The organism is Pseudomonas sp. 6D_7.1_Bac1 (genome assembly GCF_025465945.1).
Classification (GTDB): domain Bacteria; phylum Pseudomonadota; class Gammaproteobacteria; order Pseudomonadales; family Pseudomonadaceae; genus Aquipseudomonas.
Genome location: NZ_JANLNW010000050.1, coordinates 80,444 through 104,779, shown reverse-complemented (window position 1 = coordinate 104,779; position 24,336 = coordinate 80,444). Strand labels below are relative to the sequence as shown.

The window sequence follows — 24,336 nt, the reverse complement described above, 5'->3', positions numbered from 1 at the left end:
AGCCTGGCGCAGGCCTTTGGCTAGCGCTGGGCTTCGAAGTTGAGCAGTTTGCTGGCTACACGGTTGCTGTCGACTTTATAGCTGCCATCGGCAATCGCTGCTTTCAACTCGGCCACGCGGGCGTTGTCGACGGCAGGCTGATCGCGCAGCTTGTCAGTGATCTTCTGCAACTGTTGAGCCTCATTGCTGAGGTGTACCGATTCCCCGCTTGTGCTGGCACTGACCTGTTCGGTCGAGGTACCCAGCGGCGCGGATTTACCGGTATCGCCGGTTTCCTTGTTGGCGCTGGTACGCGTGCTGCTGGTGAGCGTGGGGGAGCTGTTTAAACGGCTGAAATCGATGACCATGATAAAAAACCTCTGGGAATTTGGACGCTTGCCATGTTTTCGGCCATACCCGGAAAAACTTTAGGCTCAATAATCGATGAGCTCGGGCGCGTCGGTATTTGCCCTGCGTGAGGCACAGTTTAGGGAACAGGGCGGTTGCGCGCCAGTTATCTACATGGAGACTTCAACCTGGCCAGGGGCCATTACTTGCGCCTTGATGACCCGCTGGGAGTTGAGGTTTTTGACCCGGATCTGCTCGTTCAGGCCGCCATTGGACAGCGCTTCACCCGGCATCCGCACGCTGAGCGTGCCGCTGCGGGCGGTGATGACTACCTGATCGCCCTTGCGCACCACTTCTGCCTGCTCCAGATGAACGAGGGTAATCACCTGGTCGGCGACCATTGGTCGGACAAGTTTTTGTCCGATGGCTTCATCCACGGTTGTCAGATATCCCTGATTGATCAGGCTGATATCGCGCTCGCGCAGCATCACGTCTGAAGGCTCGATGATCCCGGCTCGCTTGAGGGGGCGAGTGGTGGTGACGACCTCGCGAAACAGGCGGACTTGAGCGGGTACGAAGACCGTCCAGGGGGAGGCGCCGTCGCAACGGACTTTCACCGTGACCCGGCCTATGGGCTTGGCCGGGCTCTCCAGTGTTGCTGTCAATTCCTTGTCGCACGCCGGCATATACATGCGCGGGTCGAGTTTGTTGACCTCGATTTCGTAGCGCCCTTCGGTTTGACTGGTGGCCAAATAGTCTTCTACGGTGAATTCAAGAAAGCCCTGAGTGACGCCGATAAGTAGATCAGGCAAGGTAACCGGATCAGCAAGGGCAGGGCTGCCAACGTTGAGCAGGCATACGGCTGACATAGCGCCCAAAAATTTGCGGCACATTGATGTCAGGCGTCGGGAAAATGTCGTTTTTGCGTTCATAAGAGTTAAAAAGCAAGCGCCGTGCCGTTTAGTGATGAATGTGCGTCGCAACACATTAGCGTTGGTGTAGGAGTCTGGGCATGGCTGGTGTAATGGATTCGGTAAACCAGCGCACGCAACTGGTAGGGCAGAATCGCCTGGAGCTGTTGTTGTTCCGTCTCGACGGTCAGCAGCTTTACGGGATCAACGTGTTCAAGGTTCGGGAGGTGCTGCAATGCCCCAAACTGACCCTGATGCCAAAATCCAGTCCTGTCGTGTGCGGTGTGGCGAATATTCGGGGGGCAACCATTCCGATTCTGGATCTGGCGATGGCGACCGGCTCTGGCGGGTTGCAGGATCAAAGCAATCCCTTCGTCATCATCACGGAGTACAACACCAAGACCCAGGGGTTTCTGGTGAGGTCGGTCGAGCGGATCGTCAACATGAACTGGGAGGAGATCCATCCACCGCCCAAGGGCACGGGGCGCGATCATTACCTGACCGCTGTGACTCGAGTCGACAATCAGTTAGTCGAAATCATCGACGTGGAAAAGGTCCTGGCGGAAGTTGCGCCAACCTCGGAAACCATTTCGGTTGGCGTGGTGGATATCGAAACCCAGCACAAGGCGATTTCCTTGCGAGTGCTGACGGTCGATGACTCGTCGGTGGCGCGCAAGCAGGTCACGCGTTGCTTGCAGACGGTGGGGGTTGAAGTCGTTGCGTTGAACGACGGTCGGCAAGCGCTGGATTACCTGCGCAAACTGGTCGATGAGGGCAAGAAGCCGGAAGAAGAATTCTTGATGATGATTTCCGACATCGAAATGCCCGAAATGGACGGTTACACCCTTACGAGCGAGATCCGCAGCGACCCTCGCATGCAAAAGCTCCATATCATCCTGCATACTTCGTTGTCAGGTGTGTTCAATCAGGCGATGGTGAAGAAGGTCGGTGCCGATGACTTCCTTGCCAAATTCCGTCCTGATGATCTGGCATCCCGGGTAGTAGACCGGATCAAAGCAGCAGACAACAGCTAGTGGCCTTCGCTCCTGGCGGTCAATACGATTTAAGAGGCGGCATCATTGTCTACGGGTAATTTGGATTTCGAACAGTTCCGGGTCTTCCTGGAAAAAGCCTGTGGCATTTTGCTCGGTGAAAACAAGCAGTATCTGGTGTCGAGCCGTCTCAACAAACTGATGGAACAGCAAGGCATCAAGTCCTTGGGAGAGTTGGTTCAGCGCATTCAGACCCAGCCGCGCAGCGGTTTGCGCGAGATGGTGGTGGACGCGATGACGACGAACGAAACCCTCTGGTTTCGCGACACCTATCCGTTTGAAGTCCTGAAGAACAAAGTGCTGCCTGAGTCCATCAAGGCCAGTCCCGGGCAGCGTCTGCGGATATGGTCGGCGGCTTGCTCGTCCGGACAGGAACCGTATTCGCTGTCGATGTCGATCGATGAGTTCGAGCGGGTCAATATGGGTCAGTTGAAGATGGGGGTGCAGATCGTTGCCACCGACCTGTCCGGGACCATGCTGACCAACTGCAAGACCGGCGAGTACGACAGCCTGGCGATCGGTCGCGGTCTTTCGCCGGAACGCTTGCAACGTTACTTCGATCCGAAAGGGCCGGGACGTTGGGCGATCAAGGCGCCGATCAAGAGTCGGGTAGAGTTCCGCTCGTTCAACCTGCTGGACAGCTATGCCAGTCTCGGCAAGTTCGACATCGTGTTTTGCCGCAATGTGTTGATCTACTTCTCTGCTGAAGTGAAGAAAGACATCCTGCTGCGCATTCACAGCACGCTGAAGCCGGGCGGTTATCTGTTCCTGGGGGCTTCCGAAGCACTGAACGGTTTGCCGGATCACTACCAGATGGTCCAGTGCAGCCCGGGGATCATCTACCAGGCGAAGTGATTGGCCGGTAGTGGGTACTGCATGAAAAACGGGAGTCCTCAGGGGCTCCCGTTTTTTTTGCCTGCCAATTGCACCATCCCCTGTGGGAGCGAGCCTGCTCGCGATGGCGTGGTGTCAGTCGACATCAATGCAACCTGCCACACCGTTATCGTCGGAACGCCGCCCGGAGCAGGCTCGCTCCCACAGGGTTCGGTGTTGTTCTCCCAAGTCGTTACAAGCGGCAGAAAAGCGGCAGGCGCCGGAAATCCGTTGCCGCTTTTCTGGCATTGCCGCGTTGCCGCTGCCCGCAAAGCCCCGGTTTATGGGGGTTGAGAAGCTGGCACGGGGCTTGCTATATCCCTGTTACGAAAAATCAGGTCACCCAAAGGTTTCCGACATGAGCATCAGCTTCGATAAAGCGCTCGGTATCCACGAACAAGCCCTGGGCTTCCGCGCTCAGCGTGCCGAAGTCCTGGCCAACAACATTGCCAACGCCGATACCCCGAACTACAAGGCTCGGGATCTGGACTTCTCGTCGGTTCTGGCTGCCCAGAGCGACAAGAACAAAAACGGCACTTTCGCTTTGAACATGACCAATAGCCGTCATATCGAAGCCCAAGGTCTGAGCAGTGCTGACGAGTCGTTGCTGTATCGCACGCCGATGCAACCGTCGATTGACCAAAACACCGTGGACGCCCAACTGGAACAGTCGAACTACGCGGAAAACGCGGTCAACTTCCAGGCCAGCTTCACGCTGCTCAACAGCAAATTCAAAGGGCTGGTATCAGCCCTGCGCGGGGAGTAATTCATGTCTCTGTCCAGTGTTTTCAACATTGCCGGTAGCGGCATGAGTGCTCAAACCACTCGCTTGAACACCGTCGCCAGTAACATCGCCAACGCCGAGACCGTCTCTTCGAGCATCGATCAGACCTACCGTGCCCGTCACCCGGTGTTCGCCACCATGTTTCAGGGCGGTCAGTCCGGTGGCAGCGATTCGCTGTTCCAGAACCAGGATGCCGCGGGCAAGGGCGTGCAGGTACTCGGCGTGGTCGAAGATCAAAGCAACCTCGAGGCACGCTACGAGCCGAACCATCCGGCGGCTGACGCCAAGGGTTACGTCTATTACCCCAACGTCAATGTGGTTGAGGAAATGGCCGACATGATTTCCGCCAGTCGTTCGTTCCAGACCAACGCGGAAATGATGAACACCGCCAAAACCATGATGCAGAAGGTCCTGACCCTCGGTCAGTGATAAGGGGCTACTACGATGAGTGTTACCGATACCACCAGCACCCTGAGCATGACCGACCTCCTGGCGAACTCTTCAGTCAAGAGCACCAGTTCGACCGCTTCCGGCCTTGCCGCAGCCACGAAAAGTGCGACCGGCAGCCAGACGTTGGGCAAGGATGCATTCCTGCAATTGCTGGTGACCCAGCTGAAAAACCAGAACCCGCTTTCGCCGCAGGACAACGGCGCATTCGTCGCTCAACTGGCGCAGTTCAGCAGCCTTGAAGGGATCACCTCCCTCAACACGACCGTGAGTTCCCTCGCCAGTAATTTCAGCTCTTCCCAGGCCTTGCAGGCTTCTTCGCTGGTGGGGCGTTCGGTGATTGCGCAATCCAGCACCGCTCAGATCAGCGACTCGAGCAAGGGGCTGACTGGTACGGTAAACCTGACATCGTCGATCTCCGACGGTACGGTGAAGATCAGCGACTCAAGCGGAAATGTCGTGAGAACCCTCAATCTGGGCAGCCAGCCTGCGGGCAGTGCCAGCTTCAGTTGGGACGGCAAGGACAGCAGCGGCGCCTTGGTCCCGGCGGGCACCTACACCTTCAAGGCCAATGCTCCGGTCAACGGCACCGCGACCGATCTGGCCACCTACCTGCCAGCAACGGTCAACAGCGTGACGCTGAGTCAAACCGGCGGCGAGTTGATGCTCAATCTTGCAGGCCTGGGCCCCATCGCCCTGTCCAAAGTTCAAACCATTGGTATATAGAGCCGGCTAACGCGGCACAAAGGAGTGGAATATGTCTTTCAATATCGGCCTTAGCGGTCTCTATGCAGCCAACAAGCAACTGGACGTGACCGGCAACAACATCGCCAACGTCGCGACCGCTGGTTTCAAGTCTTCGCGCGCAGAATTCTCGGATGTCTACTCGGCAACCAAGCTGGGTAACGGCTCTAAAGTCGTCGGCAGCGGCGTACGCCTGGCCAACGTTTCCCAGCAGTTTACCCAGGGTGACATCAGCAACACCGGTAACGTGCTGGACATGGGCATCAATGGCTCGGGCTTCTTTACCCTGAGCAATAACGGTTCGACGTCTTACACCCGTGCCGGTACGTTCAAGGTCGACAAGAGTGGTTTCGTTACCAACACCGACTACACCTCTCGCTTGCAGGGTTACGCTGCGGACTCCAATGGCAAGATCATCAATGGTGTGTTGACCGACCTGAAAATCGACACTTCGAACCTGGCACCAAAGCCGACTTCGACCGTGTCCTCGACGATCAACCTGAACTCGACCGCTCCGGTGATCGACGACACGGCGGCCACCGGTATTCCATTCGATCCGACCAATACCGCGTCTTACACCAAGTCGTTCAGTACGCCGATCTATGACAGCCAGGGCAACTCGCACGTCCTGGATCAATACATGGTGAAGACCGGCGCCAACACCTGGAAGGCCTACACCCTGGTGGAGGGCCGCAACCCTGATGCTACCGGCAGCGACCCTAAAGTCACCGCCCCGATCGCTTCGACCATAACGTTCGATACGAGCGGCAAACTGGTCTCGGTGGCGACACCACCTGCAACACCGGCAGCGCCTAACGTCGGTAACAACCTGACATTGGCTGGCTGGGTACCCGGCACAGTGACCAATGGTGTGTGGAAGGCTAACGGTGCAACTGCCAGCGCGACGGGCATGTCCATTTCGATGACCAACACCACACAGTTCAATGCCGACTCCGCGCGTTCGATTCCGGCTCAGGATGGTTATGCCACTGGCGAGATCACTAACCTGACCATCGACGGCACCGGCACCCTGTTCGCCAACTTCAGCAATAACCAGAACAAGGCGATCGGCCAGGTTGCCTTGGCCAGCTTCACCAACGAGCAGGGTCTGCAAGCGGTCGGCGGCACCAGCTGGAAAGAAACCTACGCTTCGGGTATCCCGGGTTATGACGCACCGACCACCGGTACGCTGGGGTCCATCTCGTCCAACTCCCTGGAAGGGTCCAACGTCAACCTGACCAACGAACTGGTCAACCTGATTCAGGCGCAAGGCAACTACCAGGCGAACGCCAAGACCATCTCGACCCAAAGCACCATCATGCAGACCATCATTCAGATGACCTGATGCCGGTTGGCAGATAGCGCTTGGCAAAGAGCCCCTCGTAAGAGGGGCTTTTTTGCGGCCGGGATTTTTATCAGGAGCAGGGGTTCTGGTTGTCAGTGGTGGCCTCATCGCGAGCAGGCTCGCTCCCACAGGGGGAATGTATTCAAATGTGGGAGCGAGCCTGCTCGCGATGGCGTCAGTACGGCCATAGTTTTCCTTCAGGCAAAAGAAAACCCCCGATCAATCCAGAGGATTCATCGGGGGTTTCAGGTCAGCGCCTTGCAGCGCTCACCGGCTCAGCTTATTGGCAAGCTTCGCAATCCGGCTCGTCGATGGCGCATGCCTTCGGCACTGGAGCAGGACCGGCTGGAGCGGCCAGGACCGAGTCGTCACCGTGGTTGCCGCCGCTGGAAACAGCGTTCAGCTTACCGGTGTTGATGGTCGACTTCTCGGTGCTGGTCGCGGCCAGGGCACGGAGGTAGTAAGTGGTTTTCAGGCCACGGTACCAGGCCATGCGGTAGGTCACGTCCAGCTTCTTGCCCGATGCGCCAGCGATGTACAGGTTCAGCGATTGAGCCTGGTCGATCCACTTCTGACGACGACTGGCCGCGTCAACGATCCACTTGGTGTCCACTTCGAACGCGGTCGCGTAGAGCTCTTTGAGTTCTTGCGGGATGCGTTCGATCTGCTGCACGGAACCGTCGTAGTACTTCAGGTCGTTGATCATGACCGAGTCCCACAGACCGCGAGCCTTCAGGTCGCGAACCAGGTACGGGTTGATCACGGTGAATTCGCCCGACAGGTTCGATTTCACATAGAGGTTCTGGTAGGTCGGTTCGATCGATTGCGAGACGCCGGTGATGTTGGCGATGGTCGCGGTCGGTGCGATGGCCATGATGTTGGAGTTACGAATGCCTTTCTGCACACGGGCACGCACCGGTGCCCAGTCCAGGGATTCGTTCAGGTCGACATCGATGTACTTCTGGCCGCGCTGTTCGATCAGGATCTGTTGCGAATCCAGCGGCAGGATGCCTTTGGACCACAGCGAACCCTGGAACGTCTCGTAAGCGCCACGCTCGTCAGCCAGGTCGCAGGAAGCCTGGATCGCGTAGTAGCTGACCGCTTCCATCGACTTGTCGGCGAACTCGACGGCTGCAATGGAACCGTAAGGGATGTGCTGCAGGTACAACGCGTCCTGGAAGCCCATGATGCCCAGGCCGACCGGACGGTGCTTGAAGTTGGAGTTCTTCGCTTGTGGCACCGAGTAGTAGTTGATGTCGATAACGTTATCGAGCATGCGAACGGCGGTGTTCACGGTGCGTGCAAGCTTCACGGTGTCCAGCTTGCCGTTGACGATGTGGTTCGGCAGGTTGATCGAGCCCAGGTTGCAAACGGCGATCTCGTCCTTGTTGGTGTTCAAGGTGATCTCGGTGCACAGGTTCGAGCTGTGAACCACGCCAACGTGCTGCTGTGGGCTACGCAGGTTGCATGGGTCTTTGAACGTCAGCCATGGGTGGCCGGTTTCAAACAGCATGGAGAGCATTTTGCGCCACAGGTCTTTGGCCTGGATGGTCTTGAACAGCTTGACCTTGCCTGGGTACTCGGTCAGGGCTTCGTAGTACTCGTAACGCTCTTCGAAGGCCTTGCCGGTCAGGTCGTGCAGGTCTGGAACTTCGGACGGCGAGAACAGGGTCCACTTGCCGTCATCGAAGACGCGCTTCATGAACAGGTCGGGGATCCAGTTGGCGGTGTTCATGTCGTGGGTACGACGACGGTCATCACCGGTGTTCTTGCGCAGCTCGATGAACTCCTCGATGTCCATGTGCCAGGTTTCCAGGTAGGCGCAGACAGCGCCTTTGCGCTTGCCACCCTGGTTAACGGCGACAGCGGTGTCGTTCACCACTTTCAGGAACGGTACGACGCCCTGGGATTTGCCGTTGGTGCCCTTGATGTACGAGCCCAATGCGCGAACCGGCGTCCAGTCGTTGCCCAGGCCACCCGCGAATTTCGACAACATGGCGTTGTCGTGGATCGCGTGGTAAATGCCCGACAGGTCATCCGGCACGGTGGTCAGGTAGCAGCTCGACAGCTGTGGACGCAGGGTGCCGGCGTTGAACAGGGTTGGGGTCGAGGACATGTAGTCGAAGGACGACAACAGGTTGTAGAACTCGATCGCACGGTCTTCTTTGTTCTTCTCTTCGATGGCCAGGCCCATGGCCACGCGCATGAAGAAGATCTGTGGCAGTTCGAAACGCACGCCATCCTTGTGGATGAAGTAACGGTCGTACAGGGTTTGCAGACCCAGGTAGGTGAACTGCTGGTCGCGCTCGTGGTTGATCGCCTTGCCAAGTTTTTCCAGGTCGAAGGATGCCAGAACCGGGTTCAGCAATTCGAATTCGATACCCTTGGCGATGTAGGCAGGCAGGGCCTTGGCGTACAGGTCGACCATTTCGTGGTGGGTCGCGCTTTCAGCGACTTCCAGGAAGCTCAGGCCTTCGGCACGCAGGGTGTCCATCAGCAGGCGCGCGGTCACGAACGAGTAGTTCGGCTCACGCTCAACCAGCGTACGGGCGGTCATCACCAGCGCGGTGTTGACGTCGGTCAGGGCCACGCCGTCGTAGAGGTTCTTCAGGGTTTCGCGCTGGATCAGGTCGCCGTCGACTTCTTCCAGGCCTTCGCAGGCCTCGGTGACGATGGTGTTCAGGCGGCCCATGTCCAGTGGAGCAAAGGTGCCGTCGGCGCGGGTGATGCGAATCGACGGGTGAGCCTGTACCGCTTCCTCGGCAGGCGCGCGGGTGGCGCGTTCCTTGGAGCGGCCGTCACGGTAGATCACGTAGTCGCGAGCCACTTTCTGCTCGCCGGCACGCATCAGGGCCAGTTCGACCTGGTCCTGGATTTCTTCGATGTGGATGGTGCCGCCCGATGGCATGCGACGCTTGAAGGTCGCGGTGACTTGTTCGGTCAGGCGGGCAACGGTGTCGTGGATTCGCGACGAGGCAGCAGCAGTGCCGCCCTCAACTGCGAGAAACGCTTTGGTGATGGCGACGGTGATTTTGTCATCGGTGTAAGGAACGACAGTGCCGTTACGCTTGATCACGCGCAGTTGGCCTGGCGCGGTGGCGGACAGATCCGAATTCGAATCAGCGGCCAGCGGCGCGGTGCCCTGCGGGTTCTCGCGAGTTGTGTCGGTTTGCATGGGTGTCTCCACGTTCTCTATGTTTGTTTGGGCACCATGAAGGTGCCCACCGTTCCGTCCTGAAGCACTACAACCGGCGATTGCCGGGCATAACAACTTCGGGACAGTAGGAAGGGGCTGTTGGGCGCCGCTTCCATGCCGAAGTCTTTGGTCTCAAGCCAGGGGCTGAAAACCGAATTCCGTTTGGGTGACCGTTAATATTGACTGCAACACCCGTACCGTTTTCGCCGTTGGAGGCTGAAAAACAGTCGCCATCCGCAGGTGCGGTTTGGGCTTCTGAAAATGCGTTTGGTTCAACCAAAAACATGCAAGAAAAGCACTTGAGTTTCTTGTCTGATTTGTGTTTGGTTTTCCGTGTAAAACCCTACATGTAGGGTTTTTTTGAGCGCGAGCTACAAGATAATGCGTTTTGGGGGGTGATTGCAACGTACTACCTGTGGATAAAGCTGTGCGTAAAATGTGGATGAAACTGCCAATCATCGTGTAGGCCGCGACCCTGCTGGGGTGGACCGTTTGTCATAGAATTTCGCCCTGAAAAATAGCCTGGGGCGGATTTTTGCGGGCGCGAACCCTATCACAAAAAAACACAGTTACCGAGCGCATTTGCCAGCTTGTGTTCTCAAGGGGAGGCATTGCTACAATCGGCTGCTGTGTACGCAGTCTTATCCACTCAAATCATTACAAAAAGACGAGTGGACCCTTCCTTGATAGTGTTCGGTAAAGAGGTCACCCGTGGAGCAAGAAGCGTGGCAGGTATTGATAGTCGAGGATGACCAGCGCTTGGCTGAGTTGACCCGTGAGTACCTGGAAAGCAACGGCCTGCGGGTGACTATCGAAGGCAACGGTGCACTGGCGGCGGCGCGGATTATCGCCGAGCAACCGGACCTGGTGATCCTTGACCTGATGCTCCCCGGTGAAGACGGCCTGACGATTTGCCGCAAGGTCCGCGATCGCTACGACGGGCCGATCCTGATGCTCACTGCGCGCACTGACGACATGGACCAGATCCAGGGCCTGGACATGGGCGCCGACGATTATGTGTGCAAGCCGGTACGTCCGCGTTTGCTGCTGGCGCGGGTCCAGGCCTTGCTGCGACGTAGCGAAGCCCCTGAGCCTGCGGCCCCGGAAAAACTCCGTCGTTTGCAGTTCGGTCCGCTGGTCGTCGACAACGCCTTGCGTGAGGCGTGGCTGCATGACAATGGGATCGAGTTGACCAGTGCCGAGTTTGATTTGCTCTGGCTGCTGGTGGCCAACGCCGGGCGGATCCTGTCCCGCGAGGAGATTTTCACGGCGCTGCGCGGCATTGGCTACGACGGCCAGGATCGCTCGATTGATGTGCGCATTTCGCGAATCCGGCCGAAGATCGGTGATGACCCGATCCACCCGCGACTGATCAAGACCATTCGCAGCAAGGGGTATTTGTTCGTTCCTGAAGCCTGCGTAGACCAGCCCCTGTGAACTCGATCTTCCTGCGCATTTATGGCGGCATGTGCGCCGCGCTGATTCTGGTGGCGGTACTTGGGGTATTGGCCTTGCACCTGCTCAATCAGGTGCGCGGGGAGCAATACCGCGAGCGCCTGGCTCACGGCACGTTTTCCTTGATGGCCGACAACCTGCAACCGATGAACGAGACCGAACGTCATCGTGCGGTGCTGGTGTGGGAGCGTTTGCTGGGCATCCCCTTGAGCTTGCAGACGTTCGCCCAGACCGACCTCGACCTGAGCCAGCGCACGCGGGTACTGCGGGGTCAGGCCTTGGTGGAACAGACCGGGCCGCACGCGGCGAAGGTCTACCGGTTGGTCAGCGATAAAGAACAGCTTGTGCTGACGGGGGAAGTACAGCAGATCAGCGAGCAACTGGCGCGGGCGACGATTTATCTGTTGGCTGATGAGTTGGTGCGCTATCCGGTGGCCGAGCAGCCCCAGCGTCTTGAGGCACTGAAGAAGGACAAGGGCTTTGGCTTCGACCTGCAACTGATCACGGTCGACCAGGCAGACATGGACGAGGACCAGAGCCGTCGGGTCTCTGAAGGCGACACGGTAATGGCGTTGGGCAAGGGCGGCGATTCGATCCGGGTGTTTGCCGGGATGGTCGGTACGCCTTGGGTACTGGAAATCGGCCCGCTGTATCAGATGAGTCCGTACCCGTCGGAGTGGCTGGTGTTGATTGCGGCACTGGGTCTGAGCCTGATCGGGTTGATCGTCTATTTGCTGGTGCGCCAGTTGGAACGTCGCTTGAGGGGGCTGGAGTCGGCCGCCACGCGGATCGCCAAAGGCAGCCTGGAAACCCGTGTGTCGGCACGTGGTGCGGACTCGGTGGGACGGTTGGCCGCGGCGTTCAATGGGATGGCCGAGCACTTGCAGCAACTGCTGGCGATACAGCGTGAACTGGTGCGTGCGGTGTCCCATGAGCTGCGTACGCCTGTCGCGCGGTTGCGCTTTGGTCTGGAAATGATCAGCACGGCGAACACACCGCAAGCACGGGATAAATACCTGGAGGGCATGGACCACGATATTCAGGACCTCGACGGCCTGGTGGACGAGATGCTCACGTATGCGCGGCTGGAGCAGGGTTCGCCAGCGCTGAACTTCCAGCGGGTCGATCTGGACGCCTTGGTCAATCAGGTGATCAGCGAACTGGCGCCATTACGCGCCAACGTGACGGTTCAGCGCGGCCTGTGTCTGTCGGCTGCCGATTGCGATGACGCCTGGGTCGACGCTGAACCGCGCTACCTGCATCGGGCGTTACAGAATCTGGTGAGCAACGCCATGCGTCATGCCCAGTCCCAGGTGTCGATCAGTTATCAGGTGGGGCAGCAGCGTTGTCGCATCGATGTTGAAGACGATGGGCCGGGTGTGCCGGAAAATGCCTGGGAAAAAATCTTCACACCGTTTTTGCGTCTGGATGACAGCCGCACCCGGGCGTCCGGTGGGCACGGTCTGGGGCTGTCTATCGTGCGCCGGATCGTTCACTGGCATGGCGGCCGGGCGTTGATCGGCAAGAGTAAAAACCTTGGCGGAGCGTGTTTCAGTCTGAGCTGGCCACGCAATCAGGAAAAGCCCTGAGATCTTTGTTTACTGTAAGGGCCTCATCGCGAGCAGGCTCGCTCCCACATTTGATCTGTGTTGTTCACAAATATTGTGTTCACCGAGAATCCAGTGTGGGAGCGAGCCTGCTCGCGATGACGGTCGAACAGGCACTGAAACTCTTCAGGCCTTGATGCTGACCAGGCTCAACAACTGCCCATCGTGCAACCCAAACTGCGCGTCCAGTTCCGTGCCGTAGTGCCATTCGCTGGAGAGGTCGGTCAACAAGCGCAGGCGAACATGGCCGCTGTTGGTCCACTCCAGCATCTCGGCATGCTCGAAATAAAAGCGTTTCTGCACGATGGGGTAGAGCGCCTTGAACAGGCTTTCCTTGACCGAGAAGGTCAGGGTCACCCACAGCGCCAACTGATCACGAGGGCCAGCGGCCATGCGCTTGAGCTCGGGCGGGGTCAGGATCTCGCCGGCCAGACGCTCGGCGCGTTCGGTGTCGAGCAGGTTTTCCTGGTCCATGCCCAAGCCGCGCCAATGCGTCTTGCGTGCAACGATGGCCGCGGCCCGGCCGGTGCTGTGGGTGATCGAGCCACAGATATGCGCTGGCCACACGGGCGCACGGTCCTCGCCAATCGCCGGAATGCAGTCCAGACCTTCCAGTTGATGCAAGGCGGCCCGGGCGCACACCCGCCCTGCGAGGAACTCGGCCTGACGTTTGGCGACCGAGCGTTGAATGCTGGGGGGCGGCTCGATCGTGCTGCGCTGGAAGTCGTTGAATGCCAGCAATGACGGATCGAAACGGGTGCTCAGCAGCACCGTGTCGGACAGCATGTCAGGCAACGGCCAGTGGGCGTCGAGCGGCGTGCAGCAGGCGGGAAGAACGAGGGGTGGGTTCATTCCGGCATTTTGCCGGGTTGCCTGGGTGCTGGGTAGTGTTGGTGGCGCAATCATGTGGCGCGCAGTGCTGTTGTGGCGAGGGAGCTTGCTCCCGCTCGACGGCGTAGCCGTCGCAATGTCAGCAACACTGTCTGATCACGAGGACATTGGGGGCGCTTCGCGACCCAGCGGGAGCAAGCTCCCTCGCCACAAGGATGGTGTCGGTACCCATCAGCCAAAGATTTTTTTGAAGAACGCCTTCATATCCGCCCACGAGCGTTCATCGGCGGCTTTGTTGTAGCCGATGTCCGGGCCGCCGTGATCGCCGTGGCTCAGGCGATCAGCGTCCGGGTTGCTGAAGCCATGCTTGGCACCTGCCAGGCTGACGAACTTATAGTCGGCACCGGCCTTGTCCATCTCGGTTTTGAACGCCGCCACCTGGTCCGCGGTGACCATGCTGTCCAAGGCACCGTGCTCCACCAGTAGTTTGGCCTTGACGCTGCCGGGTGTCGCCGGGGTGCTGGTTGCCAATGCGCCATGGAAACTCACCACGCCGGCCAACGGTGTTCCCTGGCGTGCCGCATCAAGGACGATCTTGCCGCCGAAGCAGTAGCCGATGGCCGCCAGTTTGTTCGGGTCGGTCTGAGGTTGTTGCTTGAGCAGATCAAGCCCGGCATTGAAGCGAGCGCTGGCTGTCGCGCTGTTTTTAAGCGCCGCTTCCATGAACGCCATGGCGTCTTTCGGGTGCTCGGTGTTTTTGCCTTCGCCATACATATCGATCGCCAGTGCGCTGTAGCCCAGCCCGGCGAGGTCACGAGCCCGGCGCTTGGCGTAGTCGTTGAGCCCCCAGAACTCATGCACCACCACCACGCCCGGGCGCTTGCCTTGAATGCTGTCGTCGTAGGCGTAGTAACCGATCATTTCGGTGCCGTCGGCACTCTTGTAAGGGATCTCTTGTGTCTTGATCGCCGCTTGGTTGAGGCCGCTCAAGGCCAGTAATACGAGTGCGATAAATACGCGCATGGTGGGGCTCCTTTAAAAGACGTTCAGACAGCCTAGTCGATCCTTCTCGGGCCGAGATCGGAATGTGTTCAGGGGGAGTTCAGCGGTTTGTGGTTAACCTACAGATACCGCTGTGGTATCGATTGCTCCGGCGAGGGCTCGCGGATGTTCTGCCACAGGTTTAGCAAACGCTTGGGTTGAACTGAGTTACCGTTACTGTCGTATAAGTCGTCGAGGTGCGAGGCACCCGTGGAGACGTTGATTTGCCTGGGAGAGCGTTATGAAACTGCTGGTCGTCGAAGACGAAGCGCTGCTGCGTCATCACCTGCAAACCCGTCTGAGCGACAATGGTCACGTCGTCGAGTCCGTGGCCAACGCCGAAGAAGCCTTGTACCAGACCGAGCAATTCAACCATGACCTGGCGGTGATCGACCTCGGTCTGCCGGGCATGGGCGGGCTGGACCTGATTCGCCAACTGCGTGCGCAAGGCAAGACTTTTCCGATCCTGATCCTGACCGCGCGTGGCAACTGGCAGGACAAGGTCGAAGGCCTGGCTGCCGGTGCCGACGACTACGTGGTCAAGCCGTTTCAGTTCGAAGAACTGGACGCGCGCCTGAATGCGTTGCTGCGCCGCTCCAGCGGTTTTACCCAGTCGACCATCACTGCCGGGCCTTTGCTGCTGGACCTCAACCGCAAGCAAGCGACCCTTGACGAGCAGCCGCTGTCGTTGACCGCCTACGAATACCGGATCCTCGAATACTTGATGCGCCATCACCAGCAAGTAGTCGCCAAGGACCGTTTGATGGAGCAGCTCTACCCGGATGACGACGAGCGCGATCCAAATGTGATCGAAGTGCTGGTCGGCCGTCTGCGGCGCAAGCTTGAAGGCAAGGCCGGTTTCAAACCGATCGATACCGTGCGTGGTCTGGGCTACCTGTTCAATGAGCGCTGCCGGTGATTCGTTCGCTGCGCTTGCGCTTGATGCTCGCCGCCACGACGCTGGCGGTGCTGTTCATGCTGGCCTTGTTGCCGGCTATGCAGGGCGCGTTCAGCCTGGCGCTGCAAGACTCGATCGAGCAGCGCCTGGCGTCGGATGTCACCACGCTGATTTCTGCAGCGCGGGTTGAAAACAACCGTTTGGTGATGCCCACGCAGATGCCGGATGAGCGCTTCAACCTCACCGACAGTCGCTTGCTGGGCTACATCTATGATCGCGACGGTCATCTGGTCTGGCGCTCGCGGGCGACTCAGGAAGAGGACATCAACTACAAGCCGCGTTACGACGGGCACGGCAATCAGTTCGCACGGATTCGTGAGGCCAACGGTCAGGAATTTTTCGTCTATGACGTCGAGGTCAAACTGCTCGGCGGTAAAAGTGCAGCGTTCAGTATCGTTGCACTGCAGCCGGTGCGTGAGTACCAACTGACACTCGAAGGCCTGCGCGAAAAGCTCTATCTGGGGTTTGGCGCCGCATTGGTGGTGTTGCTGTCGCTGCTGTGGATCGGCTTGACCTGGGGCTTGCAGGCACTCAAGCGCTTGAGTCAGGAACTGGACCAGATCGAGAGCGGCGCCCTTGAAAGCCTCAGCGAAGAACACCCCCGCGAACTGTTGCGCCTGACCGGCTCCCTGAACCGTTTGCTGCGTAGCGAGCGTGAACAGCGCAGTCGCTACCGCGACTCTCTGGATGACCTGGCCCACAGTCTGAAAACCCCGTTGGCGGTTCTGCAAGGGGTCAGTGAAGACATGGCCAAGCGCCCGGAAAGTCGGGAGCAGGCGTGGGTACTGCAATCGCAGATCGAGCGCATGAGTCAGCAGATCAGCTATCAGTTGCAGCGCGCGAGCTTGCGTAAAAGCGGTCTGGTACGCCACCAGGTGCGATTGCGGCCGGTGCTGCAAAGCCTTTGCGATACGCTGGACAAGGTCTACCGCGACAAGCAGGTACGAACCTCCTTCGATCTGCCGGACCCATGCTACGTGCCGATCGAGCAGGGCGCCTTACTGGAAATGCTCGGCAACTTGCTGGAAAACGCCTATCGCCTGTGCCTGGGTGAAGTGCGCATCAGCCTGCGGCAGACCATGAGTGGCGTTGAGCTGTGTGTCGAAGATGACGGCCCGGGCGTGCCACCGGATCAGCGTGCGCGGATTCTCCAGCGCGGCGAGCGACTGGACCGCCAGCACCCGGGGCAGGGCATTGGCCTGGCGGTGGTCAAGGACATCATCGAGAGCTACGGCGCACAGTTGACCCTGGGGGATTCAGCCTTGGGTGGTGCGGCGTTCCGGATTCATTTTCCGGCTGTGTGAGGTGATGGGGGCTCTTTTGGGCCTCATCGCGAGCAAGCTCGCTCCCACATTTGATCTCAAGTGCTCACAAAAAATGTGCTCACAGCAGATCCCCTGTGGGAGCGAGCCTGCTCGCGAAGGGGCCAGTGGCTTCATCAAAAAAATCAGCCTTGAAACTCATTTTTCCTGGGCGCGATAAGCACCAGGCGTCAGTCCAGTCCACTTTTTGAACGCCCGGTGAAACGCCGAGGGTTCGGAAAACCCCAGCTGTTCAGCGATCTGTTGCAATGATAGATCGGCGCGGCTCAGGTGATAAATCGCAATGTCGCGGCGCAGTTGATCTTTCAACGCCTGAAAACTCGAACCCTCTTCACGCAAGTGCCGACGCAATGTCTGCGGGCTGATGTGCAGGTGCGCGGCGACCGCTTCCAGGTCTGGCCAGCGCGCACTGTCGCGGCTGAGCAGACGCCGTAGCTGGCTGCTGAGGCTGTCGCCGTCGTCCGGACGCGACAGCAGGTCGGCGGGTGAGCGTTCGAGAAAATGCTTGAGGGTTCGTTCGTCCTGCAGCAGCGGCATGTGCAGGTAACGGCTGTGAAACAGCAGGCTGCTATGCTCGGCCGAGAACACCATAGGGCAGGGGAACAACAGGTCGTATTCGGCGCCGTGCTCGGGTTTCGGGTAGCTGAAGCTGGTCTGTTCCAAACGAATGCGCTGACCGATTAGCCAACTGCCCAGTCGATGCCAGATCACTAACTGGCATTCGCTGAAAAAGTGATCCGGGTCCCACAGCTGCGAATCGTCCAGGCTCAAACGGACCATTTCGCCCTCGCGGGTCAGGGTCAGGCGCGGAGCATCGGGGAATAGGCTATAAAACAATAAGCCGCGACTGAGTGCTTTCTCAAGCGTACGGCAGTGGATCAAGGCATGGCACATCATGGCGAAGGTGCCGCGTTTGCTTGGGCCGCGGGCAAAGCCCAGGTATTCGTCGTCCAGCGCCTGCCAGAGCCCTTGCAACAGACCGGTGAACTGTTCCGGCGCGATCCTTGCGCGGGGCTCGTCGAGCAATTCGGCGCTGATCCCCAACTGTTGCAGCAGGCCCGAATAGTCATAGCCACGTCGGCGCGCGCCACTGAGGGCCGCACGGGCAAAATGACTGGCGATGGTACGTTCGCGCATGGGGTCTGGTCCGTCCATTGAGTGGCGGATCTTAGCCACGGCCTCAGGGCTGGACAAGGCGGATATCCGCCAAATTGCAGGACGAGTACCGGTCGATGGGCGGGAATCCGCCACTTCGATCAGGTAATCGAGGCAAGAAGGAATCCTGCAGCCCTGATGGCAAAAGGCTTTTGGGTGATTTGGGCAAGGTGGCACGGGCTTTGCGATAAGGGCGATAGCTCGACAAAACAAATCCCTCCAGCGCAGGAGGGTTCGCACTTTAGGTGTCGTCTGCGTCAGATGGATGATTGCAGCGCGGTGCTCTTGAGGAACTTTGCAATGACGACTCGTCAGCCACTGTACAAATCCCTGTATCTCCAGGTGATCGTTGCCATCGCTATCGGCATTCTGCTCGGTCACTTCTACCCGCAGACCGCCGTGGCACTCAAGCCACTGGGTGACGGGTTCATCAAACTGATCAAAATGGTCATCGCGCCCATCATCTTCTGCACCGTCGTCAGCGGTATCGCAGGCATGCAGAACATGAAATCGGTCGGCAAGACCGGCGGTTATGCGCTGCTGTACTTCGAAATCGTTTCGACCATCGCGTTGCTGGTGGGTCTGGTGGTGGTCAACATCGTGCAGCCAGGTAGCGGCATGCACATTGATGCCAGTACCCTGGATGCCTCCAAGGTTGCGGCCTATGTAGCCGCCGGTGCTGACCAAAGCGTCGTTGGCTTCATCCTGAACATTATCCCGGCCACCATCGTCGGTGCGTTCGCCAACGGCGATATCCTGCAAGTGCTGATGTTCTCGGTGATCTTCGGTTTCGCCCTGCATCGCCTGGGTGCCTATGGCAAGCCGATCCTGGACTTCATCGATCGCTTCGCCCACGTGATGTTCAACATCATCAACATGATCATGAAGCTCGCGCCAATCGGTGCCTTGGGCGCCATGGCCTTCACCATCGGTGCCTACGGCGTCGGCTCGCTGGTGCAACTGGGTCAGTTGATGGCCTGCTTCTACATCACTTGCCTGTTGTTCATTCTGGTCGTGCTGGGCAGCATCGCTCGCGCTCACGGTTTCAGCGTGCTGAAAGTGATCCGCTACATCCGTGAAGAGTTGCTGATCGTACTGGGTACTTCTTCTTCGGAGTCGGTACTGCCACGCATGTTGATCAAGATGGAGCGTCTGGGCGCGAAGAAATCCGTAGTGGGTCTGGTGATCCCGACCGGTTACTCGTTCAACCTGGACGGTACCGCCATCTACCTGACCATGGCTGCGGTGTTCATCGCTCAGGCGACCGACACCCATATGGACATCACGCACCAGATCACCTTGCTGGTCGTGTTGCTGCTGTCCTCCAAAGGCGCCGCCGGTGTGACCGGTAGCGGCTTCATCGTGTTGGCCGCCACGCTGTCGGCGGTCGGTCATCTGCCGGTTGCCGGCCTGGCGCTGATCCTGGGGATCGACCGCTTCATGTCTGAAGCCCGCGCCTTGACCAACCTGGTGGGTAACGCGGTGGCCACTCTGGTCGTGGCCAAGTGGGTCAAGGAACTGGATGTCGACCAGATGCACACGGAACTGGCTTCCGGTGGTCGCGCAATCACCAACACCCATGGCGAAGACGATCAGCATGTGGCTGAAGGCCAAACCCCGACGTCGGTGAAGTAATTCATCGAGTTGATGAAAAACCCGCTTCGGCGGGTTTTTTTTGCCGCAGGTTTGAGCGCAAAGGTCAGTCCGGCTGATGCTTAAGGTGATTGCTGCAAGGTCTTCGGCTGCCTAGGCTTGAGTCATCGCTGAAGGAGAACGCTTATGCACGGGCCACTGGCATCACTCAAGGTTCTGGATTTTTCGACGTTGTTGCCGGGGCCGTTCGCCTCGCTGTTGCTGGCGGACATGGGCGCTGAGGTGTTGCGCATCGAATCGCCGACCCGCATGGACCTGCTGCGGGTCCTGCCGCCGCATGATCAGGGCACCTCGGCCAGCCATGCCTACCTCAATCGCAACAAGCGCAGTCTGGCTCTGGACCTCAAGCAGCCCGCGGCACTGGAAGTGGTCAAACAACTGCTACAGGACCATGACATCCTCCTGGAGCAGTTTCGTCCGGGAGTGATGGAACGTCTGGGGTTGGGCTATGAAGCCCTGAAGGCGATCAATCCGCGGCTGATTTACGTGTCGATCACCGGTTACGGCCAGTCCGGCCCCTACAAGGACCGCGCCGGTCACGACATCAATTACCTGGCGCTGACCGGTCTGGCCAGTTACACCGGGCGCCAGGACAGCGGGCCGTTGCCATTGGGGATTCAGGCGGCAGACATTGCCGGTGGTTCGCTGCATGGGGTGATCGGCCTGTTGGCGGCGGTGATTGCCCGTCAGCACAGCGGCCAGGGCCAACACCTGGACGTGAGCATGACCGACTGCGCATTCAGCCTGAACGCCATGGCCGGAGCGGGTTATCTGGCCTGCGGTGTGACGCCGGGGCGCGAAGATCAAATGCTCAATGGCGGCAGCTTCTACGACTATTACCGCACCCGCGATGGCCGCTGGATGTCAGTGGGCAGTCTGGAGCCCGATTTCATGCAGCAGCTGTGCACGGCGCTGGGTCGACCCGAGTTGGCAGCGCAGGGTTTATCACCCAGACCCGAACAGCAAAAGGCGCTCAAGCTGGCGTTGCAGATCGAGTTCGAAAAACATGATTTTGCCGAGCTTTGCCAGCTGTTTGCCGGGCTCGATGCTTGCGTTGAACCGGTGCTGAGTCTGGCCGAGGCGGTCGATCACCCGCAGCTCAAGGCACGGGAACTGGTGACCCAGGTGCCGCGCAACGACGGCACCACGCAGGCGCAAATGGCCTGTCCGTTGAAGTTTTCGGAGGGGTTGCCCGAGCCAAGATATATCGGTGCGGCGTTGGGTGAACATACCGATCAGGTGTTGGGTGGGCTGGGGTACAGTGCTCAGCGCATCGAGGAATTGCGGCGTAACAAGGTGGTTTTGTAGGGTTTTCGAGGGCCTCATCGCGAGCAGGCTCGCTCCCACACGGGATTTGTGAACGACGCAGATCCAATGTGGGAGCGAGCCTGCTCGCGATGGCGTCGGTATGGACACCACAAATCCTGCTACTCGACCCGCGACTCACCGGTAAACACCAGCGTCTGCCGGCAACGCCGACACAAATACCGCCGTCCCTGTCGCACCAGGCTATGGCGCTGGGCCGAGAACGGGAAATTGCTGTTCGCGCAGGGGCAGCGGTAGATGTAGCGGGTCACGCTGCGGCGTTTGATTGCGTAGGTGTGGCAACGGTTGGGCGGCAGCTCATAAACCCCGCGCATGATCAATTGCCATTCTTCGCCGTGCGGCGCAATGCGGTCGCCGAAGAGTTGATGGGCGATCAGGTGCGCGACTTCGTGGGCCACGGTCTGCTTGAGGAAGTCTTCGGTATTTTCCCGGTACAGCTGCGGATTGAAGCGCAGCAGGTTTTCATGCAGGTGCGCAACGCCGGCCTTCTGGCCGCGCAACTTGAGGCTGACTACCGGACGTTTGAAGGATCGTTTAAAAAAGGATTCGGCTTGTTGGAAACAGTCTTCGACACGGGTGTTGAGTTGCTCGGGCATGCTTAACGGATCTCCAGAGGCGTCGAGTATGCTGCAAACCATGCTCATTGCGAATCGCTCAGGCGCCGAATGGTCGTCGCACTATTTAGAAGTTAGAAGGCCGCCTTGCGGCGGCCTGTGTTGGCAGATCCTTGTTTGTTTTGTTGGCGGCGTCCTTTGCTCGCTTCAATGACTCGCTTCAATTGCCCGTTTTAGTTGGTATAGACCGGACCGACGCCCAGGCCCCAGACAATAACGGTGAATGCCATGATCGCAACCAGCACCACCAGCCCTACGGCGAGCACTGAACTTGAGAACAGAAAACCCTCGTCAGACGGAATGTTCATGAACGTCGGCAGCCCCACATACAGCAGGTACACGGTGTAGCAGATGGCTGCCGTGCCGACGACCATGCCCAGCCACATGTGTGGATACAGCGCCGCCAGACCGCCGATAAACAGAGGCGTGGCGGTGTAGGTGGCAAACGCGACACAGCGTGCCAGGCTCGGGCTGGCGTCATAGGTGCGGGCCATCCAGTGGATGAACGCCCCCATCACTGCGACCCCGCCGAGCATCGCCAGGTACGACATGATGGTCATCCAGAGCGCGCTTTCCTGGGTCAGCATGACCGGCGCACGACTACCGATGACCCAACCGACCTTGGTGGTGCCGATAAACGCCGAAATAGCCGGTATCGCCGCCAGAATCAGCGTATGGGTGAGGTACATGTGGCTGATGCTTTCCTCTTGGTCGCCACGGATTTCTTTCCATTCTTGATCAGGGTGGGTGAACAGCCCCACGACGTGATGGATCATAGTCAGTCACTCCTGCGTGATTGCTATCGCCCCCCAGCGGAGCGCCTACGGGCCAGCGGCCAAGTAAGTAGAGGTCTGAAATGTGTGCGACCTTATGTCGCAGTATAGAAAGGACTTGCTGTTGCAGGTGGGGGGCTTTAGAGCAAATCGCGCTGTAAACCCGGGTCTTAATTGCGGTTGTGTCTTGCGATCTTTTCAGCTCTTCGCCCGGTCAGCGTTTTTGCGTAAAATGCCGCCTTTCGTCACACCTCGCGGATTTCAAGCGCCATGGGCACTCTTACGGTCAACCAGAACAAACTGCAGAAACGTCTACGTCGGCTGGCCGGTGAAGCCGTCGCCGATTACAACATGATCGAAGAGGGCGACAAGGTCATGGTCTGCCTGTCCGGCGGCAAGGACAGCTACACCATGCTTGATGTACTGATGCACTTGCAGAAGGTGGCGCCGATCAAGTTCGAGATCGTCGCGGTGAACATGGATCAAAAGCAACCGGGTTTCCCTGAGCATGTGCTGCCGGCCTACTTGAAAGAGCTGGGTGTGGAATACCACATCGTCGAAAAAGACACCTATTCGGTGGTCAAGGAGCTGATTCCAGAGGGCAAGACCACCTGCTCGCTGTGTTCACGTCTTCGTCGCGGCACGCTTTACACCTTCGCCGACGAAATCGGCGCGACCAAAATGGCCCTCGGTCATCACCGCGACGACATCGTCGAGACGTTCTTCCTGAACATGTTCTACAACGGCTCGCTCAAGGCCATGCCGCCGAAATTGCGCGCCGACGACGGACGCAACGTGGTGATTCGCCCGCTGGCCTACTGCAACGAGAAAGACATTCAGGCTTACTCGGACCTCAAGCAATTCCCGATCATTCCTTGCAACCTCTGTGGCTCCCAGGAAAACCTGCAACGCCAGGTGGTCAAGGAAATGCTTCAGGAATGGGAGCGTAAGACGCCGGGCCGCACCGAAAGCATTTTCCGTGGCTTGCAGAACGTCATACCGTCGCAGCTGGCGGACCGTAACCTGTTCGACTTCACCAACCTGCGCATCGACGAAACCGCTGCGTCGCGTTTCGTGAATGTGGTGAACCTCTGATTGCTTGAACCGTTCTGACTTAACGGCGCTCGCGGGCGCCGTTTTTATTTCTTTGCTCAGGAGAGGGCATGCGCGATTACAAGTGGCTGCACGAATACTGCCTGAACCGTTTTGGTTCGGCAGCCGAACTGGAAGCCCATCTGCCCGTGCCCAAGACCCCGGCACAACTGCGCAAGATCAGCGATGATCGTTACCTGTCGACCCTGGCGTTGCGGGTGTTTCGCGCAGGCCTCAAGCACAGCCTGGTGGACGCCAAATGGCCGGCGTTCGAGGAAGTGTTCTTCAGGTTCGATCCGGAAAAGGTCGTGCTGATGGGGGCCGAGCACCTTGAGCGGCTGATGCAGGACGCGCGGATCATCCGCCACCTGGGCAAGCTCAAGAGCGTGCCGCGCAATGCGCAGTTCATTCTGGACGTGGCGAAAGAGAAGGGCAGCTTTGGTGAGTTGATTGCCGAGTGGCCGGTGACCGACATCGTTGGCCTGTGGAAGTACCTGGCCAAGCACGGGCATCAACTGGGCGGGTTATCGGCGCCACGGTTTCTGCGGATGGTCGGCAAGGACACCTTCGTGCCGACCTATGACGTGGTGGCGGCGTTGAATGCGCAGCAGATCATCGACAAGGTGCCGACCAGCCTGCGGGATCTGGCGACGGTGCAGAACGCCTTCAACCAGTGGCACGCCGAGAGCGGCCGGCCGATGTGCCAGATATCGATGATGCTGGCGTATACTGTCAATCATTGAGACCGAGGCGCCTTCATCGCGAGCAGGCTCGCTCCCACAGGGAATTTGTGAACGACGCAGATCCAATGTGGGAGCGAGCCTGCTCGC

22 protein-coding genes are annotated in these 24,336 nt (G+C 58.8%); 14 read left to right on the top strand and 8 right to left on the bottom strand.

Annotation, left to right across the window (positions count from 1 at the left end; genetic code table 11):
* Nucleotides 1–20 precede the first annotated feature (20 nt).
* Both flgM and flgA read right to left on the bottom strand, forming a co-directional pair.
* Nucleotides 21–347 (bottom strand): flagellar biosynthesis anti-sigma factor FlgM, encoded by a 327-nt coding sequence (gene flgM / locus NTD87_RS11365; RefSeq protein ID WP_262114011.1) that lies wholly within the window; start codon nucleotides 345–347, stop codon nucleotides 21–23.
* Between the two features lie 150 nt (nucleotides 348–497).
* On the bottom strand, nucleotides 498–1,259 hold the full coding sequence (flgA, locus tag NTD87_RS11360) for a flagellar basal body P-ring formation chaperone FlgA (RefSeq protein ID WP_262114068.1): 762 nt from the start codon (nucleotides 1,257–1,259) through the stop codon (nucleotides 498–500).
* An 80-nt stretch (nucleotides 1,260–1,339) separates the two neighbouring features.
* Here flgA and NTD87_RS11355 point away from each other — a divergent pair, with 80 nt between their 5' ends.
* From NTD87_RS11355 to flgE, 6 genes are all read left to right on the top strand, one after another.
* Nucleotides 1,340–2,272, top strand: coding sequence for a chemotaxis protein CheV (locus NTD87_RS11355; RefSeq protein ID WP_262114009.1), 933 nt, complete (start codon nucleotides 1,340–1,342; stop codon nucleotides 2,270–2,272).
* A 45-nt stretch (nucleotides 2,273–2,317) separates the two neighbouring features.
* Complete coding sequence (gene cheR / locus NTD87_RS11350) at nucleotides 2,318–3,145, top strand: protein-glutamate O-methyltransferase CheR (RefSeq protein ID WP_262114008.1); 828 nt, start codon at nucleotides 2,318–2,320, stop codon at nucleotides 3,143–3,145.
* Nucleotides 3,146–3,521: 376 nt separating this feature from the next.
* Entirely contained in the window at nucleotides 3,522–3,929 is a 408-nt protein-coding gene (flgB, locus tag NTD87_RS11345) for a flagellar basal body rod protein FlgB (protein ID WP_262114007.1), read from the top strand.
* Nucleotides 3,930–3,932: 3 nt separating this feature from the next.
* A complete protein-coding gene (gene flgC / locus NTD87_RS11340) occupies nucleotides 3,933–4,376 on the top strand; it encodes a flagellar basal body rod protein FlgC (RefSeq protein ID WP_262114005.1) in 444 nt (147 codons plus the stop codon).
* A gap of 15 nt (nucleotides 4,377–4,391) precedes the next feature.
* The gene (flgD, locus tag NTD87_RS11335; RefSeq protein WP_262114003.1) at nucleotides 4,392–5,120 is read left to right on the top strand and encodes a flagellar hook assembly protein FlgD; all 729 of its coding nucleotides are present in this window, start codon (nucleotides 4,392–4,394) and stop codon (nucleotides 5,118–5,120) included.
* A gap of 31 nt (nucleotides 5,121–5,151) precedes the next feature.
* A complete protein-coding gene (gene flgE / locus NTD87_RS11330; protein WP_262114001.1) occupies nucleotides 5,152–6,483 on the top strand; it encodes a flagellar hook protein FlgE in 1,332 nt (443 codons plus the stop codon).
* Nucleotides 6,484–6,763: 280 nt separating this feature from the next.
* Here the strand turns inward: flgE and NTD87_RS11325 are convergent, their stop codons facing one another.
* A complete protein-coding gene (locus tag NTD87_RS11325) occupies nucleotides 6,764–9,658 on the bottom strand; it encodes a ribonucleoside-diphosphate reductase subunit alpha (protein ID WP_262113999.1) in 2,895 nt (964 codons plus the stop codon).
* 732 nt (nucleotides 9,659–10,390) lie between these two features.
* On the opposite strand from NTD87_RS11325, the gene NTD87_RS11320 reads away from it, so the two are divergent.
* Together NTD87_RS11320 and NTD87_RS11315 are read left to right on the top strand one after the other, a co-directional pair.
* Nucleotides 10,391–11,116: a response regulator gene (locus NTD87_RS11320; protein ID WP_262113997.1), complete on the top strand. Its 726-nt coding sequence runs from the start codon at nucleotides 10,391–10,393 to the stop codon at nucleotides 11,114–11,116.
* On the top strand, nucleotides 11,113–12,723 hold the full coding sequence (locus NTD87_RS11315) for an ATP-binding protein (protein ID WP_262113996.1): 1,611 nt from the start codon (nucleotides 11,113–11,115) through the stop codon (nucleotides 12,721–12,723). The genes NTD87_RS11320 and NTD87_RS11315 overlap by 4 nt, the downstream gene beginning before the upstream one ends.
* 144 nt (nucleotides 12,724–12,867) lie before the next feature.
* On the opposite strand, the gene NTD87_RS11310 is transcribed toward NTD87_RS11315, so the two are convergent.
* Nucleotides 12,868–13,593 carry a 4'-phosphopantetheinyl transferase gene (locus NTD87_RS11310; protein ID WP_262113995.1) on the bottom strand — a complete coding sequence of 242 codons (726 nt, stop codon included), beginning with the start codon at nucleotides 13,591–13,593 and terminating at the stop codon, nucleotides 12,868–12,870.
* A 210-nt stretch (nucleotides 13,594–13,803) separates the two neighbouring features.
* Nucleotides 13,804–14,595: a dienelactone hydrolase family protein gene (locus tag NTD87_RS11305; protein WP_262113994.1), complete on the bottom strand. Its 792-nt coding sequence runs from the start codon at nucleotides 14,593–14,595 to the stop codon at nucleotides 13,804–13,806.
* 259 nt (nucleotides 14,596–14,854) lie between these two features.
* Here NTD87_RS11305 and NTD87_RS11300 point away from each other — a divergent pair, with 259 nt between their 5' ends.
* Both NTD87_RS11300 and NTD87_RS11295 read left to right on the top strand, forming a co-directional pair.
* A complete protein-coding gene (locus NTD87_RS11300) occupies nucleotides 14,855–15,532 on the top strand; it encodes a response regulator (protein WP_262113993.1) in 678 nt (225 codons plus the stop codon).
* Nucleotides 15,529–16,875, top strand: a complete 1,347-nt coding sequence (locus tag NTD87_RS11295; RefSeq protein ID WP_262113992.1) for an ATP-binding protein — start codon at nucleotides 15,529–15,531, stop codon at nucleotides 16,873–16,875. The genes NTD87_RS11300 and NTD87_RS11295 overlap by 4 nt, the downstream gene beginning before the upstream one ends.
* 156 nt (nucleotides 16,876–17,031) lie before the next feature.
* Here NTD87_RS11295 and NTD87_RS11290 read toward each other — a convergent pair whose 3' ends face one another.
* Nucleotides 17,032–18,030, bottom strand: coding sequence for an AraC family transcriptional regulator (locus tag NTD87_RS11290; protein WP_262113990.1), 999 nt, complete (start codon nucleotides 18,028–18,030; stop codon nucleotides 17,032–17,034).
* 318 nt (nucleotides 18,031–18,348) lie between these two features.
* Between NTD87_RS11290 and NTD87_RS11285 the strand changes: the two genes are divergently transcribed.
* Together NTD87_RS11285 and NTD87_RS11280 are read left to right on the top strand one after the other, a co-directional pair.
* Nucleotides 18,349–19,683: a dicarboxylate/amino acid:cation symporter gene (locus NTD87_RS11285; protein ID WP_262113988.1), complete on the top strand. Its 1,335-nt coding sequence runs from the start codon at nucleotides 18,349–18,351 to the stop codon at nucleotides 19,681–19,683.
* A 144-nt stretch (nucleotides 19,684–19,827) separates the two neighbouring features.
* Nucleotides 19,828–21,009, top strand: a complete 1,182-nt coding sequence (locus NTD87_RS11280) for a CaiB/BaiF CoA transferase family protein (protein ID WP_262113986.1) — start codon at nucleotides 19,828–19,830, stop codon at nucleotides 21,007–21,009.
* Nucleotides 21,010–21,128: 119 nt separating this feature from the next.
* On the opposite strand, the gene NTD87_RS11275 is transcribed toward NTD87_RS11280, so the two are convergent.
* Together NTD87_RS11275 and NTD87_RS11270 are read right to left on the bottom strand one after the other, a co-directional pair.
* The gene (locus tag NTD87_RS11275; protein ID WP_262113984.1) at nucleotides 21,129–21,623 is read right to left on the bottom strand and encodes a SprT family zinc-dependent metalloprotease; all 495 of its coding nucleotides are present in this window, start codon (nucleotides 21,621–21,623) and stop codon (nucleotides 21,129–21,131) included.
* A gap of 191 nt (nucleotides 21,624–21,814) precedes the next feature.
* Entirely contained in the window at nucleotides 21,815–22,417 is a 603-nt protein-coding gene (locus tag NTD87_RS11270; RefSeq protein ID WP_054593582.1) for a Yip1 family protein, read from the bottom strand.
* Between the two features lie 267 nt (nucleotides 22,418–22,684).
* Between NTD87_RS11270 and ttcA the strand changes: the two genes are divergently transcribed.
* Nucleotides 22,685–23,509 (top strand): tRNA 2-thiocytidine(32) synthetase TtcA, encoded by an 825-nt coding sequence (ttcA, locus tag NTD87_RS11265; RefSeq protein WP_262113983.1) that lies wholly within the window; start codon nucleotides 22,685–22,687, stop codon nucleotides 23,507–23,509.
* A 68-nt stretch (nucleotides 23,510–23,577) separates the two neighbouring features.
* Nucleotides 23,578–24,249 (top strand): DNA-3-methyladenine glycosylase I, encoded by a 672-nt coding sequence (locus NTD87_RS11260; RefSeq protein WP_262113981.1) that lies wholly within the window; start codon nucleotides 23,578–23,580, stop codon nucleotides 24,247–24,249.
* Nucleotides 24,250–24,336 lie beyond the last annotated feature (87 nt).

Coding starts and splice junctions, on each gene's coding strand:
- flgM (WP_262114011.1), bottom strand. CDS start 347: ATGGTCATCGATTTCAGCCGTTTAAACAGCTCCCCCACGCTCACCAGC.
- flgA (WP_262114068.1), bottom strand. CDS start 1,259: ATGAACGCAAAAACGACATTTTCCCGACGCCTGACATCAATGTGCCGC.
- NTD87_RS11355 (WP_262114009.1), top strand. CDS start 1,340: ATGGCTGGTGTAATGGATTCGGTAAACCAGCGCACGCAACTGGTAGGG.
- flgB (WP_262114007.1), top strand. CDS start 3,522: ATGAGCATCAGCTTCGATAAAGCGCTCGGTATCCACGAACAAGCCCTG.
- flgC (WP_262114005.1), top strand. CDS start 3,933: ATGTCTCTGTCCAGTGTTTTCAACATTGCCGGTAGCGGCATGAGTGCT.
- flgD (WP_262114003.1), top strand. CDS start 4,392: ATGAGTGTTACCGATACCACCAGCACCCTGAGCATGACCGACCTCCTG.
- flgE (WP_262114001.1), top strand. CDS start 5,152: ATGTCTTTCAATATCGGCCTTAGCGGTCTCTATGCAGCCAACAAGCAA.
- NTD87_RS11325 (WP_262113999.1), bottom strand. CDS start 9,658: ATGCAAACCGACACAACTCGCGAGAACCCGCAGGGCACCGCGCCGCTG.
- NTD87_RS11310 (WP_262113995.1), bottom strand. CDS start 13,593: ATGAACCCACCCCTCGTTCTTCCCGCCTGCTGCACGCCGCTCGACGCC.
- NTD87_RS11305 (WP_262113994.1), bottom strand. CDS start 14,595: ATGCGCGTATTTATCGCACTCGTATTACTGGCCTTGAGCGGCCTCAAC.
- NTD87_RS11300 (WP_262113993.1), top strand. CDS start 14,855: ATGAAACTGCTGGTCGTCGAAGACGAAGCGCTGCTGCGTCATCACCTG.
- NTD87_RS11290 (WP_262113990.1), bottom strand. CDS start 18,030: ATGCGCGAACGTACCATCGCCAGTCATTTTGCCCGTGCGGCCCTCAGT.
- NTD87_RS11285 (WP_262113988.1), top strand. CDS start 18,349: ATGACGACTCGTCAGCCACTGTACAAATCCCTGTATCTCCAGGTGATC.
- NTD87_RS11280 (WP_262113986.1), top strand. CDS start 19,828: ATGCACGGGCCACTGGCATCACTCAAGGTTCTGGATTTTTCGACGTTG.
- NTD87_RS11275 (WP_262113984.1), bottom strand. CDS start 21,623: ATGCCCGAGCAACTCAACACCCGTGTCGAAGACTGTTTCCAACAAGCC.
- NTD87_RS11270 (WP_054593582.1), bottom strand. CDS start 22,417: ATGATCCATCACGTCGTGGGGCTGTTCACCCACCCTGATCAAGAATGG.
- ttcA (WP_262113983.1), top strand. CDS start 22,685: ATGGGCACTCTTACGGTCAACCAGAACAAACTGCAGAAACGTCTACGT.
- NTD87_RS11260 (WP_262113981.1), top strand. CDS start 23,578: ATGCGCGATTACAAGTGGCTGCACGAATACTGCCTGAACCGTTTTGGT.